This window comes from Hymenobacter monticola, assembly GCF_022811645.1.
Classification (GTDB): domain Bacteria; phylum Bacteroidota; class Bacteroidia; order Cytophagales; family Hymenobacteraceae; genus Hymenobacter; species Hymenobacter monticola.
Genome location: NZ_CP094534.1, coordinates 5,009,384 through 5,024,919 on the forward strand (window position 1 = coordinate 5,009,384; position 15,536 = coordinate 5,024,919).

At 60.7% G+C, this 15,536-nt stretch carries 13 protein-coding genes; 5 read left to right on the forward strand and 8 right to left on the reverse strand.

The features are described 5' to 3' along the window. The first annotated feature begins 117 nt into the window (after nucleotides 1-117). Both MTP16_RS20950 and MTP16_RS20955 read left to right on the forward strand, forming a co-directional pair. Nucleotides 118-780 (forward strand): hypothetical protein, encoded by a 663-nt coding sequence (locus MTP16_RS20950; protein ID WP_243513452.1) that lies wholly within the window; start codon nucleotides 118-120, stop codon nucleotides 778-780. A 142-nt stretch (nucleotides 781-922) separates the two neighbouring features. Then, entirely contained in the window at nucleotides 923-2,149 is a 1,227-nt protein-coding gene (locus MTP16_RS20955; RefSeq protein WP_243513453.1) for a carboxypeptidase-like regulatory domain-containing protein, read from the forward strand. A gap of 213 nt (nucleotides 2,150-2,362) precedes the next feature. On the opposite strand, the gene MTP16_RS20960 is transcribed toward MTP16_RS20955, so the two are convergent. The 3 genes from MTP16_RS20960 to MTP16_RS20970 form a co-directional block, all read right to left on the reverse strand. Then, nucleotides 2,363-3,181 carry a hypothetical protein gene (locus MTP16_RS20960; protein WP_243513455.1) on the reverse strand — a complete coding sequence of 273 codons (819 nt, stop codon included), beginning with the start codon at nucleotides 3,179-3,181 and terminating at the stop codon, nucleotides 2,363-2,365. A gap of 116 nt (nucleotides 3,182-3,297) precedes the next feature. Continuing rightward, on the reverse strand, nucleotides 3,298-3,642 hold the full coding sequence (locus tag MTP16_RS20965; protein WP_243513457.1) for a DUF952 domain-containing protein: 345 nt from the start codon (nucleotides 3,640-3,642) through the stop codon (nucleotides 3,298-3,300). Between the two features lie 176 nt (nucleotides 3,643-3,818). Further along, nucleotides 3,819-4,205: a hypothetical protein gene (locus tag MTP16_RS20970; RefSeq protein WP_243513459.1), complete on the reverse strand. Its 387-nt coding sequence runs from the start codon at nucleotides 4,203-4,205 to the stop codon at nucleotides 3,819-3,821. 169 nt (nucleotides 4,206-4,374) lie between these two features. On the opposite strand from MTP16_RS20970, the gene hppD reads away from it, so the two are divergent. The 3 genes from hppD (at nucleotide 4,375) to MTP16_RS20985 (ending at nucleotide 8,153) form a co-directional block, all read left to right on the forward strand. Beyond that, nucleotides 4,375-5,508, forward strand: a complete 1,134-nt coding sequence (gene hppD, locus MTP16_RS20975) for a 4-hydroxyphenylpyruvate dioxygenase (protein WP_243513460.1) — start codon at nucleotides 4,375-4,377, stop codon at nucleotides 5,506-5,508. A gap of 307 nt (nucleotides 5,509-5,815) precedes the next feature. Further along, nucleotides 5,816-7,552: a phospho-sugar mutase gene (locus MTP16_RS20980; RefSeq protein ID WP_243513462.1), complete on the forward strand. Its 1,737-nt coding sequence runs from the start codon at nucleotides 5,816-5,818 to the stop codon at nucleotides 7,550-7,552. 79 nt (nucleotides 7,553-7,631) lie between these two features. Next, nucleotides 7,632-8,153 carry a hypothetical protein gene (locus MTP16_RS20985; protein ID WP_243513464.1) on the forward strand — a complete coding sequence of 174 codons (522 nt, stop codon included), beginning with the start codon at nucleotides 7,632-7,634 and terminating at the stop codon, nucleotides 8,151-8,153. Nucleotides 8,154-8,159: 6 nt separating this feature from the next. Here MTP16_RS20985 and MTP16_RS20990 read toward each other — a convergent pair whose 3' ends face one another. The 5 genes from MTP16_RS20990 to MTP16_RS21010 all read right to left on the reverse strand — a co-directional run bounded on the left by MTP16_RS20990 (nucleotide 8,160) and on the right by MTP16_RS21010 (nucleotide 15,528). Then, the gene (locus MTP16_RS20990; RefSeq protein ID WP_243513466.1) at nucleotides 8,160-10,262 is read right to left on the reverse strand and encodes a hypothetical protein; all 2,103 of its coding nucleotides are present in this window, start codon (nucleotides 10,260-10,262) and stop codon (nucleotides 8,160-8,162) included. A gap of 339 nt (nucleotides 10,263-10,601) precedes the next feature. After that, nucleotides 10,602-11,648, reverse strand: a complete 1,047-nt coding sequence (locus MTP16_RS20995) for a hypothetical protein (RefSeq protein ID WP_243513472.1) — start codon at nucleotides 11,646-11,648, stop codon at nucleotides 10,602-10,604. 290 nt (nucleotides 11,649-11,938) lie between these two features. Continuing rightward, on the reverse strand, nucleotides 11,939-13,621 hold the full coding sequence (locus MTP16_RS21000; protein WP_243513473.1) for an ABC1 kinase family protein: 1,683 nt from the start codon (nucleotides 13,619-13,621) through the stop codon (nucleotides 11,939-11,941). Nucleotides 13,622-13,746: 125 nt separating this feature from the next. After that, on the reverse strand, nucleotides 13,747-14,223 hold the full coding sequence (locus MTP16_RS25940; protein ID WP_262922648.1) for a phasin family protein: 477 nt from the start codon (nucleotides 14,221-14,223) through the stop codon (nucleotides 13,747-13,749). A 330-nt stretch (nucleotides 14,224-14,553) separates the two neighbouring features. Continuing rightward, a complete protein-coding gene (locus tag MTP16_RS21010; protein ID WP_243513474.1) occupies nucleotides 14,554-15,528 on the reverse strand; it encodes an alpha/beta hydrolase in 975 nt (324 codons plus the stop codon). Nucleotides 15,529-15,536 lie beyond the last annotated feature (8 nt).

A 15,536-nucleotide genomic window follows, 5' to 3' on the forward strand; every position in this document is an offset into this window, starting at 1 on the left:
GCAAAGATTATGGTGCATCGACGTATTCTATTCACCGCATACGATGGAGATGAAAAAAAACGTTAGTACCTTGAAGCGCGCTAACTTCCTCATCCCAAATCAACTACTTTCAATTCTATGACCGACAATGAAATTGCAAGACGTGCGGGGTTCTTCCATAATTTTACGCTGGATGCCATCGCCCATCAACCCGGGTTTTCCTCCCTCACCCACGAGCAAGTCTACAACTTTGCCTGTGAGAATGCGGTGTCCTTCGCGGAAAGCCTGAATCTGCCGGCCCAGACGCCTGTTTCGTGGGCTACGTTCAAAGAAGCGGTAACGCCGTTGGTCACCATGACCAATCCGTTGCAGTATCTGTACGAGCAAAACCTTATTTCTGAAAAGGAATATTACCTGGCCAATGCCTTGGACCAATACGCGGCGAATAACCTCAACGCGGAAACGGTGACGGCGGGCACTTTTGAGCACCTGCGCCAAGAAGTGGCCGCTTTTTCCGACCTGGTGGAAAACGCCGGACTGGACGCGACCGCGACGGCCCGCCTGCTGGCGATGGCCTCGGTCACCGAGCACAGCGCGCTGTATTGGTTAACGGCGCAAGCAAACCCCGACAATTTGTGGTACCCCACCACGCAAGGGCCCACCAAGCCCACCGTCGCGGCCCGGGGCGACCGGCTGGGGTGGTACTTGTTTTTGGTGGCCTTGGACGGCGGCTTTATCATCGGCGCGGCCGTGGTGGCGGTCCTGTCCATCATCTTCTGGAACGAGCCGCCCGCGCCGTGAGCCGCCGCGGCTAACCCTGTGCGACACCAGGACCACTGACTAGCGCGGGTGGTCGTGGTGTCGCACCGAAAGGTCTCCTTGCTCGCGCAAGGGGACTTTTTCATTCCATCTCCGGTTGACCACCGCTCAGGTTGCTGTTGCTATGCGTTTGTTATTGTTCGCTTTTCTGCTGCTGGGGCGAAGTTTGGGCGCCGGCTCCGCGACGGGGCAAGCGTTGGCACCGCTGGTGCTAACGGGTGCCGTTCGGGACGGCCAAACACAGCGTCCCGTGCCGTACGCTTCGGTCAGCCTTTTGCACACAACGGTGGGCACCGTCAGCAACGGCGAGGGGGCCTTTCGCTTGCAGGTGGCCGGCCACGCCGCAGATACCGTGCTCGTGCAGGCCTTGGGCTACGCGGCACAGAAACAGGCGCTTTCGGCCACCCTGCTGGCAAACCCGCCGGTTTTTTCCTTGCAGCCCCAAGCGATGGAATTGGCCCCCGTGCGCGTCACGGGGCCCTCGCCGACCGCGTTGCTCAACCAAGCGGTGCGCCAGACGCGCGCCGACATGGCCAGCCCGTTATTGCTCAAAACCTACTACCGGGAGTTTGTGACCCGCGACGGCGTGTACACCAAATTTGCCGACGCGCTGATTGATTATTATTTGGAAGCCAATCCCCGGCAACCCGAACACCCGACCGTCCAAGCCCAGGTGTTGCAGTCGCGGGTCGGGGAATCCCCCGCCCACGGCGGGGGGCTGTTGACCGCGTTGCTCCCCAAACCCCTGGATGTGACAATGGCCGGCGATTACTATAACATCTTGCAAAGCAGTCCTTTTCTGGACAGCACGGCGTTCTATTTTTATACGTATCGTCTCCAGGTGCTGGTCGCCGATGCGGAGACGAACGAGGCGACGGGTTACGTCATCACCTGCACGCCCCGCACCCGCGCCGAACGCCACCTGCGGCAGGCGACGGTGTACATTGACCCCACCACGCTGCACATTCGGCGCATTGAGTCCGAAGTACCCGTGGCCTTGCAACCGTACAATTACAGCGTGCGCGCGGGTGTCGTGTCCGCCAACGTGACCACGTTCTACAAGCGGTTGGAATACCGGGAGGTGCACGGCCGGGTGTATCCCGCGTTTGTTCGCATGGAGCGGGGGTGGCAAGTGGTGGCGTTGGCGAAAGCCCCAACCCAGTATAATTTCTCCAGCGAATTGGTGGTGACGGATTTGGGCGCGAACCCCGCTCCAATCCCCCACGCGCAGCGCTACGCGGGCCCGTTATTCCGCCGGGGGACCCGGTACGAATACCCTTATTGGCTGGAAAGCAACGCGGTAGCGGCCACGAAAGCAGAGGAACGAGCCATTCAGGAGCTAAGCAAATAGCCCGGCGGCAACGGGCCGCCAAGTTGGCAAACCCTTTGGCGTAGGATGGCACTGTTTGGTAGAATGGGCGCGCCTCGCAACGCTCAGAACCTATAATTTCAGCTAACTAAAAAAGCGCTGGCCTATCAGCCAGCGCTTTCAAAGATGTGGGTAAGGACAAGGCATAGCTGCAAGGGCCTTTTTTGTGTTTAATCCAGGCAAGTAAAGAGGCTTCTATTGCCGGCGGCGCACCTGCGCAAACTCCAGCGGCACCACGCGGCTGCCCACGGGCGCCTTCACCACCAGCGCATCGGCGGCGTCGTAGCGCGGGAAGTAGAGGTAGCCGCGCACCTGCTGGCCGGGTTCCAGCGTCACTTTGCGCAGGGCGTAGTCCTGGAGCATGGCGGCGCGCTGCCGCAGCACGTCGGAGGCCACGGCGTGCTCTATTTTGTTGGCGGCCGAAATAACGTTGTAGGTCACCGCCACGTCGCGGATGGCCGCCCGGCTCTGGTACTGTGCCACCGTTTCGCGCTTGCCGATGCTGGCCACATCAGTTGCCAGGCTCGCCGCGCTAAGCGCCAGCCCCAGCCAGTCGAATCGAGCGGCTTTGCTAGCCTCGCTCTCGGCTTTGGTGCGCAGGGCCGAGATTTCGGGCTCGGGGTCAAAAGCATCCACGGCTTTGGGAGGCAGCGGCGGCAGGGGCAGCGACTGGCTGGCGGCGGCCACGGCGGCCGTCACCTCCACGCCCAGCGGCGGTTTGGGCCGTTTGGCTTTGGGGCCTGGGACGGGCGCGGGCCGGCGGCTGGCTTCGTACTGAAACGCGGCGGGGTCCACCACCAGGGAGTGGCGCGTGGGGTTGCGGTATTCGGCCTCAAATACCACCCGGTTGGCCTCGTAGCACACAAAGCTCAGGCGCACTTCCACGCTGTCGGCGGTGGCCTGGGCCTGCTCGCGGCCTTCCACAAAAAGATTGGTGATGTGGGCGGGGCGCAGGCCCAGTTCGTAGGTGGGGGCGCAGGCCGTAGCCAATCCGGCCAGGGCCAGCCAGCGCATCGGACGAAGCGTAAAAGAGTCCATAAAACCGGCGGTTTTAGCGGTGGGGTACTGGGCGGAAGATGCAGCCCGGCGCGCTTCGGTTGCACGGTCCGCCGGCTTTTTTTCGCTTGAATTTACAATCCTATCGGCAATTGAAAATCTCCCTTTTCATCAACGCCCAACGGCCACGTGCGCCGCACCGCCGCCAGCGGCACCGGCCCAAACACGTGGGCGAAATGTTGCCCGCGGCCGGGCACCCACTCCCGCGCCACGCGCACCCCAGCGGCCGCCAGCGCGTCCTCGTCCCATTCCAGCAAAACCAAATCGGCCCGCCCGGCATAGTACCGGCGGGCCGTTTCCAGAATCTGGTGCTGCTCCGAGGAGTGAATGAAGCCCTCGGCCGCCAAGTCGGCGCTGGCAAAAAAGCCGGTTTGCTGGGCGTGCTGCCAGTCGGCAGGCTCGGCGAGGCGGTAGAGCATGAGCGTCTAAGAAGCGAATCAGGATAAAAAAGAACGTCATGCTGAGCGTAGCCGAAGCATCTCGTCCGGAGTAGTAATCAAAACCGATTGACGATTGAATTAGTACCCCACGCGAGATGCTTCGGCTACGCTCAGCATGACGTTCCAGATTTGTTCTTTTAAAGTCAGCGCAATCCTTATGCCTTCCAGAGCTCTTGCTGCACGTTCTTGCCCACGGTGAGCATGATACGGACCGGGTTCGGAATCAGCGTAATGCGGGCTTCTTTGCCGGGGTACTTTTCCGAATCAACCCAGACGCCCTCTTTGGGCGAGGGCGTGGAATTGGGGTCGCTGGGCAGGTAGGCGGTGGGCAGCAGCACGTCGGTGTCCGACTTCAAGTCGGCGTGCACCTTGTCGAGGGCCGTTTCGAGGAAGTCGCCGTACTCGTCGTTGAAGTCGTCTTCGAGGTCGTGCAGGGCTTCTTCCACGTCGTCGTAGCGGGCATCGTCGTAGGTGAGCTTGTGCAGTTCGGCCTTCTTCTCAATCAGGGCCACGAGGGCACGGTTCAGTTCTTCGGTCTTCATGGGGGGCGCTAAGGCAGATGATTGGCTGCAAAAATGGGAAGGTTTTGGCAAACCTACGCGGCATGCCGCGTAAGCAGATGCCGCCGCCGGCCGAATTGCTGCCGATACCAATCAAAACCGTATTTTTACCTCCACTAACCACCCCACCTCCAAACCTCCTCCTTCGCCCATGCAAACCATGACCTCGCCCGACGTGCAAAGCGCCCAAGCCGTCGACTTTCTGCCGCTGAAAGGCACCGACTACGTAGAGTTTTACGTCGGCAACGCCAAGCAATCGGCCTACTACTACCAAGCCGCTTTCGGCTACGAGCTGGTGGCCTACGCCGGCCCCGAAACCGGCCTGCGCGACCGCGCCAGCTACGTGCTGCAGCAGGGCAAAATCCGGCTGGTGCTCACCACCTCCCTCCTGCCCGACTCGGAAATCACCCAGCACGTGGCCAAGCACGGCGACGGCGTGAAGGTGATGGCCCTGTGGGTGGACGACGCCCGCTCGGCCTGGGAAGAAACCACCAAGCGCGGCGCCAAGTCGGCCTTCGAGCCCTACACCCTGCAGGACGAGCACGGCTCCGTGACGCTCTCGGGCATCTATACCTACGGCGAAACCATCCACACCTTCGTGGAGCGCACCAACTACAGCGGCCCGTTCATGCCCGGCTACGTGGCCAAGAGCAGCGGCATTCCGCAGGGCACGCCGGTGGGCCTCATCCACGTCGACCACTGCGTGGGCAACGTAGGCTGGGGCGAAATGAATCAGTGGGTGAAGTTTTACGAGGACGTGATGGGCTTCAAGCTCCTGCTCACCTTCGATGATGAAGACATCTCGACCGAGTATTCGGCCCTGATGAGCAAGGTGATGAGCAACGGCAACGGCTACGTGAAATTCCCCATCAACGAGCCCGCCGAAGGCAAGAAAAAGTCGCAGATTGAAGAGTACCTCGACTTCTACCACTCGCCCGGCGTGCAGCACATTGCCATCGCCACCAAGGACATCCGCACGACCGTGACCGAGCTGCGCCGCCGCGGCGTGGAGTTCCTGACGGTGCCGGCCTCCTACTACGAAGACCTGGCCGAGCGCGTGGGCGCCATCGACGAAGACATTGAGTCGCTAAAAGCCCTGAACCTGCTCGTGGACCGCGACGACGAGGGCTACCTGCTCCAAATCTTCACCAAGCCCGTGGAAGACCGGCCCACGGTGTTCTACGAAATCATCCAGCGCAAAGGCGCCAAGAGCTTCGGCAAAGGCAACTTCAAGGCGCTGTTTGAGAGCATCGAGCGCGAGCAGGCCCTGCGGGGGAATTTGTAAAACGGCCCTGTCATTGCGAGGGCGAAGCCCGTGGCAAACGAAGTTCAGCGTAGCTAATCCGTCCTGTTCTCAGTGACCAGCCTCGCAATGTGACAAAGTATCAGAAAGCCCCGGCACTGCGTAGTGCCGGGGCTTTCTGATAAAAGGACATTTCTGGTATTGACAGGACGGATTGCCGCGCTTCACTGCGTTTCGCTGGCAATGACAGACGCTTGGCCTGGCGCCACCCCGTTCCGCTGTTCAAACCCGACCAAAACCTGTTTTCTTTACGCCCGTTCTTTCGCCAAACCGAAACCCTCCTTTAGCAATGCCTCTCACCCCCGAAGTTCAGCAATCCATCAACAACTGGCTCACGCCCGCCTACGACGCCGACACTCAAGCCGCCATCCGCCAGTTGCAGGCCGACGGCCAGGACGACCAGCTCACCGACGCCTTCTACCGCACTCTCGAATTTGGAACGGGTGGCCTGCGCGGCATCATGGGCCCGGGCTCGAACCGCATGAACCGCTACACGCTGGGCATGGCCACGCAGGGCCTGTGCAACTATTTGCTTCAGAGCTTCCCCGGCCAGCAAATCAAGGTGGCTATTGCGCACGACTCGCGCAACAACAGCCGCGCCTTCGCCGAAATTGCAGCGGGTGTTTTCTCCGCCAATGGCATTGTTGTTTACCTGTTTGAGGCCCTGCGCCCCACGCCCGAGCTGTCGTTCGCTATCCGGGAGTTGGGTTGCCAGAGCGGCTGTGTGATAACGGCTTCGCACAACCCCAAGGAGTACAACGGCTATAAGGTGTACTGGAACGACGGCTCGCAGGTGGTGGCTCCACACGACCAGAACATCATTGCCGAAGTCAACAAAATCACCAGCCCCACGGAGGTAAAATTCGAGGCCGACCCGTCGAAAATCATTAGCATCGGCGCCGATATTGATGCGCGGTATTTCGCCGCCGCCAAGCAGCTGAGCATCGACCCAGCCGCCATTCAGCGGCAGCACGATTTGAACATCGTGTACACGCCCATCCACGGCTCGGGCGTGACGCTGGTGCCCGGCTTGCTGCGCGAGTTCGGCTTCACGAACGTGAACGTGCTCCAGGCCCAGGCCACGCCGGATGGCAACTTTCCCACCGTGCAGTCGCCAAACCCGGAGGAGAAAAGCGCCATGCAACTTGCGCTGGACCAGGCCAAAGCCACCAACGCCGACATCGTGCTGGCCACCGACCCCGACGCCGACCGCGTGGGCGTGGGCGTGAAAAACGACAAGGGCGAGTGGGTGCTGCTCAACGGCAACCAGACGGCCGCTGTGCTCACCAACTACCTGCTTTCGGCCCGGCACCGCGCCGGCCAGAGCACTGCGCAGGACTACATTGTGTACACCATCGTGACAAGCGAGGTGCTGGGCGATATTGCCCGCGCCTACAACGTGACGAGCTACCAGACCCTCACCGGCTTTAAATACATCGCCGGCCTCATCCGCGAGAAGGAAGGCCGTGAAACCTACATCGGCGGCGGCGAGGAAAGCTACGGCTTCCTCATCGGCGATTTCGTGCGCGACAAGGACGCCATTTCGGCCTGCGCGCTGGTGGCCGAAATGGCCGCCGTGGCCAAAGACAAGGGCCGCACCCTCTACCAGGAAATGGTGGACATGTACGCCCAGTACGGACTTTATGTGGAGGACCTGATTTCGCTCACCAAAAAAGGCCAGCGCGGCGCCGAGGAAATCCAGGAAATGATGGCCAGCCTGCGCGCCAACCCGCCCGCCACCATCGCCGGCCTGAAAGTGGTAGAAATCCGCGACTACAAAACCGGCCGCATCCACAACCTCAGCACCGGCTTGGCCACCGACACCGGCGTGGAAAGCTCCAACGTGCTTCAGTTCCTCACCGAAGACGGCAGCAAAATCTCGGCCCGCCCCAGCGGCACCGAGCCCAAAATCAAGTTCTATTTCAGCGTGAAGCAGCCCATGAAATCAACCGTTGATTTTGACTTGGCGCAGCGGCTGGCGCACGAGAAGATTCAGGCGATAATTGCCGATATGAAACTGCAGTAAACCTGATTGAATTAATTATTTTGAAATAACCCGGCGACTACTTTCGCCGGGTTATTTGCTTTAAAAGGGTTGTGAAACTATGCTACCTCTTGGCTTCCGAACCAATATTCATCCCGTCACAAGTGCTCGTGGTATGAGTGTCTGGTTTCTAACACTTGGCGGAGTAGTTCTCTGCTACGTCGCGGGCCAGGTTGAGGAGTCTCGCTTCTTCGCTCTTCCTTTATTTCTTGGTATGGGAATGCTTTTTGGTGGATTCGCCATCCATTTTAACTATCAGAACTTTGAGCTTCATCCCGACGGCAAGCGGTACCGTTATTTCAGTAATATACTCGGACTGAGAGTTGGCGAATGGCGACAACTTCCTCTCGTGACTGCCGTGGTAATGAAGCATTTTTCTGAAACACCCATTTCGAGTAGTCGTGGTTGGCAGGTACCGAATCCATTAGCCTATTGCATTGTCATGCTTTCGACCGAGGCAGCCAATCATCAGGGAATCATTGTTCATAAATTTCTACGTAGCCACCGCGGGCAGGCGGCCAAACTCACTATGCAGTTGGCTGATTACCTGAAGGTCGCGCCGCTTCTTTTTGAACCGCAGTAGCAGCGCTTATAACCGCACCCCAATGCCCGGCCCGAGCATGAAAAACCATTGGTTGGTGCCCAGCAGGTAGCCGCCGCCCAGATACAAAGGGAACGTGAACTTAGCCTCGCGCCGCGTGGGATACACCGAGCCCAAGATGACGACGCCCAGGTCGCGGTTGGCGGTGCTGCTGCCCAGGTTGAAGGCGTTGAGGGCCACGAAGCCGGCGCCGATTTTGTAGGGGCGCAAGCGGTTGATTTTGTTGGGGCTGTAGAAGCTGAACTGGGCCAGTGTGGCCAGTGAGATACCGCCCAGGTCGCCGAATTTGTCTTCCTTTTCTTTGCGGGTGAGCAGGCCGGCCGGGAAGCTCACGTCGATGTCGAACTTGTAGCTGCGCTTGAGCACGAGTTCCACGGTTTGGGTGTAGCCGGTTTCGCCGTACTGGCTGGCCTGGTGTTTCACCGTCACGAAGATGCGGCTCCATTCGTCGAGGTCGTAGGTTTTGCGGCTCAGGATGGAATTGATGCTCAGCGGGTCGGTGCGGCACTGCTTGTCCTGGTAGAAGGCGGCGCGGGGCGAGTTGTCGCCGGGGCAAATGACGATGTTGTCGATGTTGCGTAGCTCCACCAAGTCGCCCTTGGCATTCACGGTGCGGATTTCAAAGCTCAGATACTGCTTGCCGAACAGCACGTCGGCTTGGTCGATGCCGGCCGGGTTGAACTGAAACACCACGTCGCGAATGGTGCCGTCGTAGAGCACCGGGCCGTTGAGGCGAGTGATGGGCCGGGCCGCGTCGCCATACGTCACCGACACGAAATCCAAGGCGTGCGGCCGCTGAAACTCGCGCACGCTGAGGGCGTAGCCCGTAGCCTGGCCCAGGTTGTAAATCGTGCTTTTGCGCTTGTCGAAATTCACCGGCACCCGCACCCGGAACACCAGCCGCGCATCGGTTCGCACCGACGAATCCGAAGGGATGATGGGCAGGTCCTCGAACGACACGCGCGCCTTTTGCAAACCCTCGCCTTCGAGGCGCACGTCCACGGTTTCGCCGGGGCTCACGCTCAGGCCGGGCGTCCACTCGCCGCCGCGGTGCAGCACCTGCACGTTCCGAATCACGGTTTGGGGCGTGATGTCGAGGTTGGTGAGGTAGCGGGCAGCGTCGTTTTCTTTGATGTAGAGGTAGCCTTCGGTCTGGCGGTGGGTGTTGTAGGGACGCAGGTAGCAAAGCACCCGGTCGTTGCTGAGAAACTGCCGGGTGTAGATGTCGGCAATCAGCTCGCCGCCGGGCTCTTCCTGGTCTTCCACGCGGTAAGTGCGGTGCAGCTCAAAGCTGCGGCCGTTGTCCAGTATCAGCTCCACGCCCTTGCGCCGGCTGATTTCGTCCATCGTCACCGTGCGCTTGTCGGGCGAGAGGAAGCGCAGGCGGCTGGCCTTCACGTTGAACTCCTGCTTGAGCACCGGCAGCTGGTAGCTGAGCTTGTTGCCGGGCAGCAGCGTAGGCCGCTCGGTTTGGAGCTTCACTTGCAAGGTGCGCTGGCCCAGCTGGTTGGGCAGCACATGCAGGCGCAATGTACCGTTGGCCTCGGCCACCAGGCGGTAATCGAACTCCGGGCCGCGCACCCATTCGCCGGCCGCGTGCACGTTGCGCGGGTTCGAGCTGGTGAGCTCAAACACCTTCTCCTCGCCCACAAACAGCTCGTTATCGGGCACCCGCAAAGCCAGCGTGGTGCGGGCCAGCGGCAGCAGCGGCACTACTTGGCGCAGGGCCGGCCGGCCGGCCGTGTCGGCCACCTGCTCCACCACCAGCCGTAAAAACTGGCTGCTAGTCAGGTTCTGAAACTTGAGGCGGGTGCGGAAGCCGCCATCATCCTCTTTGGTGAGCGAGTCAAGCTGCAGGTAATCGGGCGTGCGGCGCAGGCGTAGCGGCCTGGCACTGGCGGCATTGGCCGGGTAGAGGCGCAGCTCCACGGTTTCATCGTCGCGGCGGAACCAGAAATACAGCGTGGGCGTGCCCTGCACCGGCACGGTGTTGCGGCTGAGCAGATAGGTGCTGGTGTCGGTGCGCAGGCTGGCTTCGCGCAGCACCAACGGGTCGTCCGGAGCGGTTTGGGCCGTCGCCAGCCGTGGCATCGTTCCCAGTAAAATCCCAAATAAGATTAGAATTACACGGGAGAATGCTGATGCAGGCATGTGGTCGCGCAGGCCGAAATAGGGCCTACGGCGCAAAGGTCGGGCTTGGCGGCTCCGGCATCAAAGTTCCGGCTCTAAATTCTTGCCTGAATCAGTCCAAAAAGCGGAGTGAGCTTGTGTTGTTAAGTAGTCATTAAGAAGTATGCGCGAATGACGCAGGGGCGGAACTTGCCCCCACCCACCGTTACCGTCACTGACCGTGGGTTGAACGACAACGTTGCCATGGCGCGAACGGCCGGGCGGGGGCAAGCCCCGCCCCTACCTCGGTCGGTATCATCTCTAAAATACGAAGTTGAACGCGGCCTGCCCCAGTACGCCGCGTAAGTCGCGGCTGCGGTCGTTGAGCGGCACAAAGTAGCTGGCTTTGGTGTCAATCAGCACGTGTTTCGTTTTCATGATTTCCATGCCTATCCCAATGTTGGCGTTGGGAATAAATTCGTTGCCCTTGTCGCTGTTGCGGTTCAGGATGAAGCCGCCGAGCTGGTAACAGGTGTAGAGGTTGAAGTAGCGCCGCCGGCCCCGGCCGAAGTTGCGCGGGTAAAAATCCTGCCCGAAGTTGATGACAAACAGCTCGTTCACGAAATCCGACTCGCCCGTATTGCCCGATACCGGCCGGTAGAACCCCAGGTTGAAGTAGCTTTTGCCCCGCGTCACGAGGTACTTCAATGCGTAGCCCTGGTAGGCCGGACTGGTGAGGCCCACCTTGGGGTTGTCGAGGCGCAGGTAGCCGTACTCCACGCCGGGCATGTTCACAAAGCTTACGCGGCGGTTACCGGTCGGAAAGCTCACCTCATCGAACAGGCGCAGCGTGACGTAGGCCTGCCCGGCGTGGCCCGCAATGCCGGCCAGCTGCTGGCGGAGGTCGGTCAGGCGCTGGGTGGCGCGCTCCAAGTCGCGGCGCAGGCTGGCCTGTTCCTCTGGGGTGCCCAGGCTGCGCCGCGGCTCCATGGCGGCCACCTGGTCAGCGGCCCGCAGGGCTTCGGCTTCCAGCTCGCCAATGTGGCCGCTGAGGTCCTGGGAGTTGAGGTTGTTTTCGAGTACGTAGCCCAGCGCGGCCGTGAGCGAGTCGAGGCGCTGCAAATCGGGGCTGGCCAGGGCAAACTCGGCAATGAGCTGCTCGGGCGTTTCCTCCTGCTTTTGCACGCGCACCGCCCGCTGCCGAATGAAGGCCGATAGCGCCGCCCGCGCCTCGGCAAACTTGGTGACGGCCACCGTGAGGTGCTTCTGTGTGACGTAGGAAGCTTCCTGCCCGGAAGTTTCGCTGGTGCGGTGGATGGGTTTAATTTGGGCTGAGGCGGTGCCTGAACCAAGCAGCGCGCCAATCATAAGTATAAGGCTGCAACGCCGGCTCCAGCCAGTTGTAAGGGTGTTCATAGATTCTTTCGCTAGGTCATCCTGCCAATGGCGACAGGTAGCGAAAGGTAGCGGGGTCATCAAGGGAAGGTCAAGGCAAAATCCGACAATCAGGGACGTTTGACCTCATTCAGACATAAATCAAAAGCATTTGCCTGTCAATAATTTAATCAAGAAAAACAGACATAGCAAGGGACTTTACAATTCACCCCCTTTCACTGTTTTCAGGCGTTGCACTGCTACTTTTCCGCATGCCTCCGCCTCTATTTCTCGCGCCGTCCGGTGCCGAGCAGCAGCAGAATCAGCAGCAGGAAGCCCGTCGCGCCCAGGCTCCACCACGTAATTTCGGGCACGCCGCGGTGGTAGGGCATGTCGGGTGAGTAGCGGCCCATCAGGGACAGCCCCGAAAACAGCAGCCCGCCTACGCTCAGCAAGGCCAGAATGGTGCGGCTCACGAGTTGGTCGGCCTTGCGCAGCAGGCTCTGGTAGCCCACCAGCTCGAACCGCAGCCGCAGCTCGCCCTTGCTGATTTTGCGCACAATCTGGCGCACATCTGAGGGCAATGTCTGCAGCAGCGCCAGCAGCTGCGTGCCGGTGTATTCGGCCTCGGTGAGAAGGTTTTCGCGCGAGTACTGCTCCCGAATAATCTTGGCGCCGTAGGGGCGCACAAACTCGAAGGTGTTGAAGCTGGGGTGCAGCACCTTGCCAATGCCTTCAAGAATCACCAGCGCCCGCAAAATGAGAAACACTGCGCCTGGCACCTGCAATTTGTAGTTGTAAATGATGGTTTGGAGGGCATCGGCCAGGTCGCTCATGCTCATCTCCTTCACGTCGAGCATAGCGAAATCCTCAATCAGCTGGCTCAAATCAGCCTCGAAGGCGCGCATATCGGGGATTTCGGCCGTGAGCGCCAGCCGCCGGAAGTTCAGGGCCATGCTGCGCGCATCCTGCCGGGCCATGCCGATGAACACGCCCGCGAAGGCGTATTTCTGCTGCTTGGTGAGGCGGCCCACCATGCCGAAATCGATGAGCACAATGGTGCCGTCGGGGCGGACCAGCACGTTGCCGGGGTGCGGGTCAGCGTGAAACACCCCAAACTCAAAAATTTGGGTCAGGTAGATGTCCATGCCGTTTTCGGCCACCGTGGCGGGGCTCAGGCCCCAGGCCTGCAGCTGCGCCTTGTCGGTAATTTTGCAGCCGCTCACGAACTCAATTACCAGCACGCGCGCCGTGCTCAGTTCGCGGTAGGGCTTGGGCACATAAAAAGTGGCGTAGTCTTCGTAGAGCTTGCGAAACTGGTCCATGGAGCGCGCCTCGGCTGTGTAGTCAAGCTCCTTGCTCATGCTACGCTCGAAGGCGTCCACGATGTCCTGCGGGTTGGCTAGGCCCTGCTTTTGCAGGAAGCCGGCCGTGAGGCGCACCAACTCGTGCAGCAAGGCCAGGTCCGATTTTACTTTTTGCTGCACGCCGGGGCGCTGCACCTTCACCACCACCTCCTCGCCGCTCAGCAGCCGCGCCCGGTGCACCTGCCCGATGCTGGCCGAGCCCAACGTCACGTCGTCGAACTCGCTGAACACTTCCGCAATGGGTCGGCCCAGTTCCTCCTCGATAATCTGGCGGGCCAACGCCGTCTCAAACGGCGGCACGTTGCTTTGCAGCTTCTCAAACTCGTCAATCAGGGCCTCGGGCAACAGGTCGGCCCGGTTGCTCATGGCCTGGGCCAGCTTGATGAACGTGGGGCCCAGTTCCTCGATAATCAGGCGCACCCGCTCCCAGCGCGTGGTTTCGAACACCGGCCGGTCTTCGCGCTGCCAGCTTAGGCGGCGGCTTTTGCTCACGAGGCGGCGCAGCGGCGTGGTCGTCACCACGTCCTCAAAGCCGTAGCGCAGCAGCACTTCTGCCACTTGCCGGATGCGGGTGAGGTTGGAAATCGTGTTTTTGAACATCAGACCGCAGATTTACGCAGATTAAACCGATTTCGCAGATTTGAGGCGGTCAGCGGCACTGCTTTTTGTTAAAAAACCCCGCTTGCTTGCGCAAGCGGGGTTTTGCATTTCGAAACGACGGTATTTTAGGCCTGCTCGTCGGCCTGAGAAGCCGAAGCAGCGGCCGGTTTCTTGGCAGCCGGCTTCTTAGCCGCGGCAGGTTTGGCGGCACCGGCTTTCGCCGCGGCCGATTTCTGCGCCGAGCCGGCGGCGTCGCTCACTTTGTCGGCGGCTTTTTTGGTGGCGCCGGCTGCTTTGCTGGTGGCGCTGCTGGCTGGCTTGGCGGCCGATTTCGCGGCGGGCTTTTTAGTGCCTGCATTGCCTTTTGAGCCGCCAAGGCCCACGGTCTTCTTCACGCTGTCGGCCAGGCCCTGGAACTGCTTTTCGAGCTCGGCGCGCTTGGTTTCGCCGCTTTTCAGCAGCTCATCCACAATCTTTTTGCCTTCTTCCTGGGTCATCTTGTTGTCTTTCACCAGTTTGTCGATGGTGTTTTGCACCGTCTTGCTGCCTTGGGCAATGTAGCCGACGCCGGCATTCACGAACTTCTTGAACAAATCTTCCATGGGTAAGAAACGGTTTGAGGTGAAAGGGTTAAAAGGCGAAACGGTTGAAGTAAAAGCCATTGGCCTACAAAAGTAGTATGCAAGCCGAATAAATCCTGCAGCAAACCTACGATTACTTCTTAATATAGTTGAGTTGTGTACGCTGTTTTGCGTTTAAAGTGACTCTGAGCTATTAAAAAGCCATCTTTTTTTGCCGGGACCAGGCATGAGGTGTATTGGCTTAAAGAGTATGAATGATGTAGAGACGCAACGTGTTGCATCTCGTCGTCCGCACCGCTCGGGGGCGTTCAGGCGTCATCGTTCAACGACGAGGCGCAACACGTTGCATCTCTACGCTGCCATCCGCCGCCGGGGCTGGGGCCGCGCAATGGCTCCCGTTTCCCGCCGCTCCGCCTCCACCTGTTCCCACCGCTTCTGCAGAAACGCGGCCACCTGGTCGAGGGCCTGCCGCGCCTCGGGCACGATGCGCCAGAACAGGTGCCACCAATGCACTAGTCCTTCGAAGGGTTGCAGTGTGACGGGTACGCCAGCGGCGCGGGCCTTGTCGGCAAAGCGCAGGGCGTCGTCGTAGAGTACTTCGGCCGAGGAAACCTGGATGAGCAGCGGCGGCAGCCCGTGCAAATCGGCCTGCAGGGGCGAAAGCAGCGGGTGCGAAAGGGCGGTTTTGTGGGCGTAGAGGGGACCCCAGTTGCGCATCTGCAGGGCTTCGAGCAGGAGGCCTTCCTCGCGGGCCACGCGGCGCAGGGCCGAAACGGGCAAGTTGAGGTCGGTCCAGGGCGAGAGGCCAATGCCGGCGGCGGGCATGTTTTCGCCTGCATTGCGCAGGGCCAGCAGCAGGGCCAGGGCCAGCCCGCCCCCGGCCGAGTCGCCGGCCACCACGATGTCGTGCGGCTGGTAACCTTGGCGCAGCAGCCACCGATAAGCGCGCTTGGCATCATCCAGCGCGGCCGGAAACGGGTGGTCGGGCGCCTTGCGGTAGTTGATGGTGAGCACGTTGAGGCCACAGCGCTGGGCCAGGCTGCCCACCAGGCTGCGGTGGGTGTTGAGCGAGCCCAGCACGTAGCCGCCGCCGTGCAGGTAGAGCATCACCCGCGTGGGGTGGGCGGCGCGGGGGCGCAGCCACTCGGCATCCAGGCGGTTGTCGAGCCGGAAGCTTTCCAGGTTCACCTTCCAGGGCATGAAGTTGAAGAGCGAACCAGCCTCCATGGCCAGCCGCATAGCGCCCACACTGGGCTTGCGGCGGGCCAGCGGCGCGGCGGCAGCCGTGAGGAGCTGCTTGAGCAGCAGGTGCTGGAAGGAGGGCATTGGGTGGG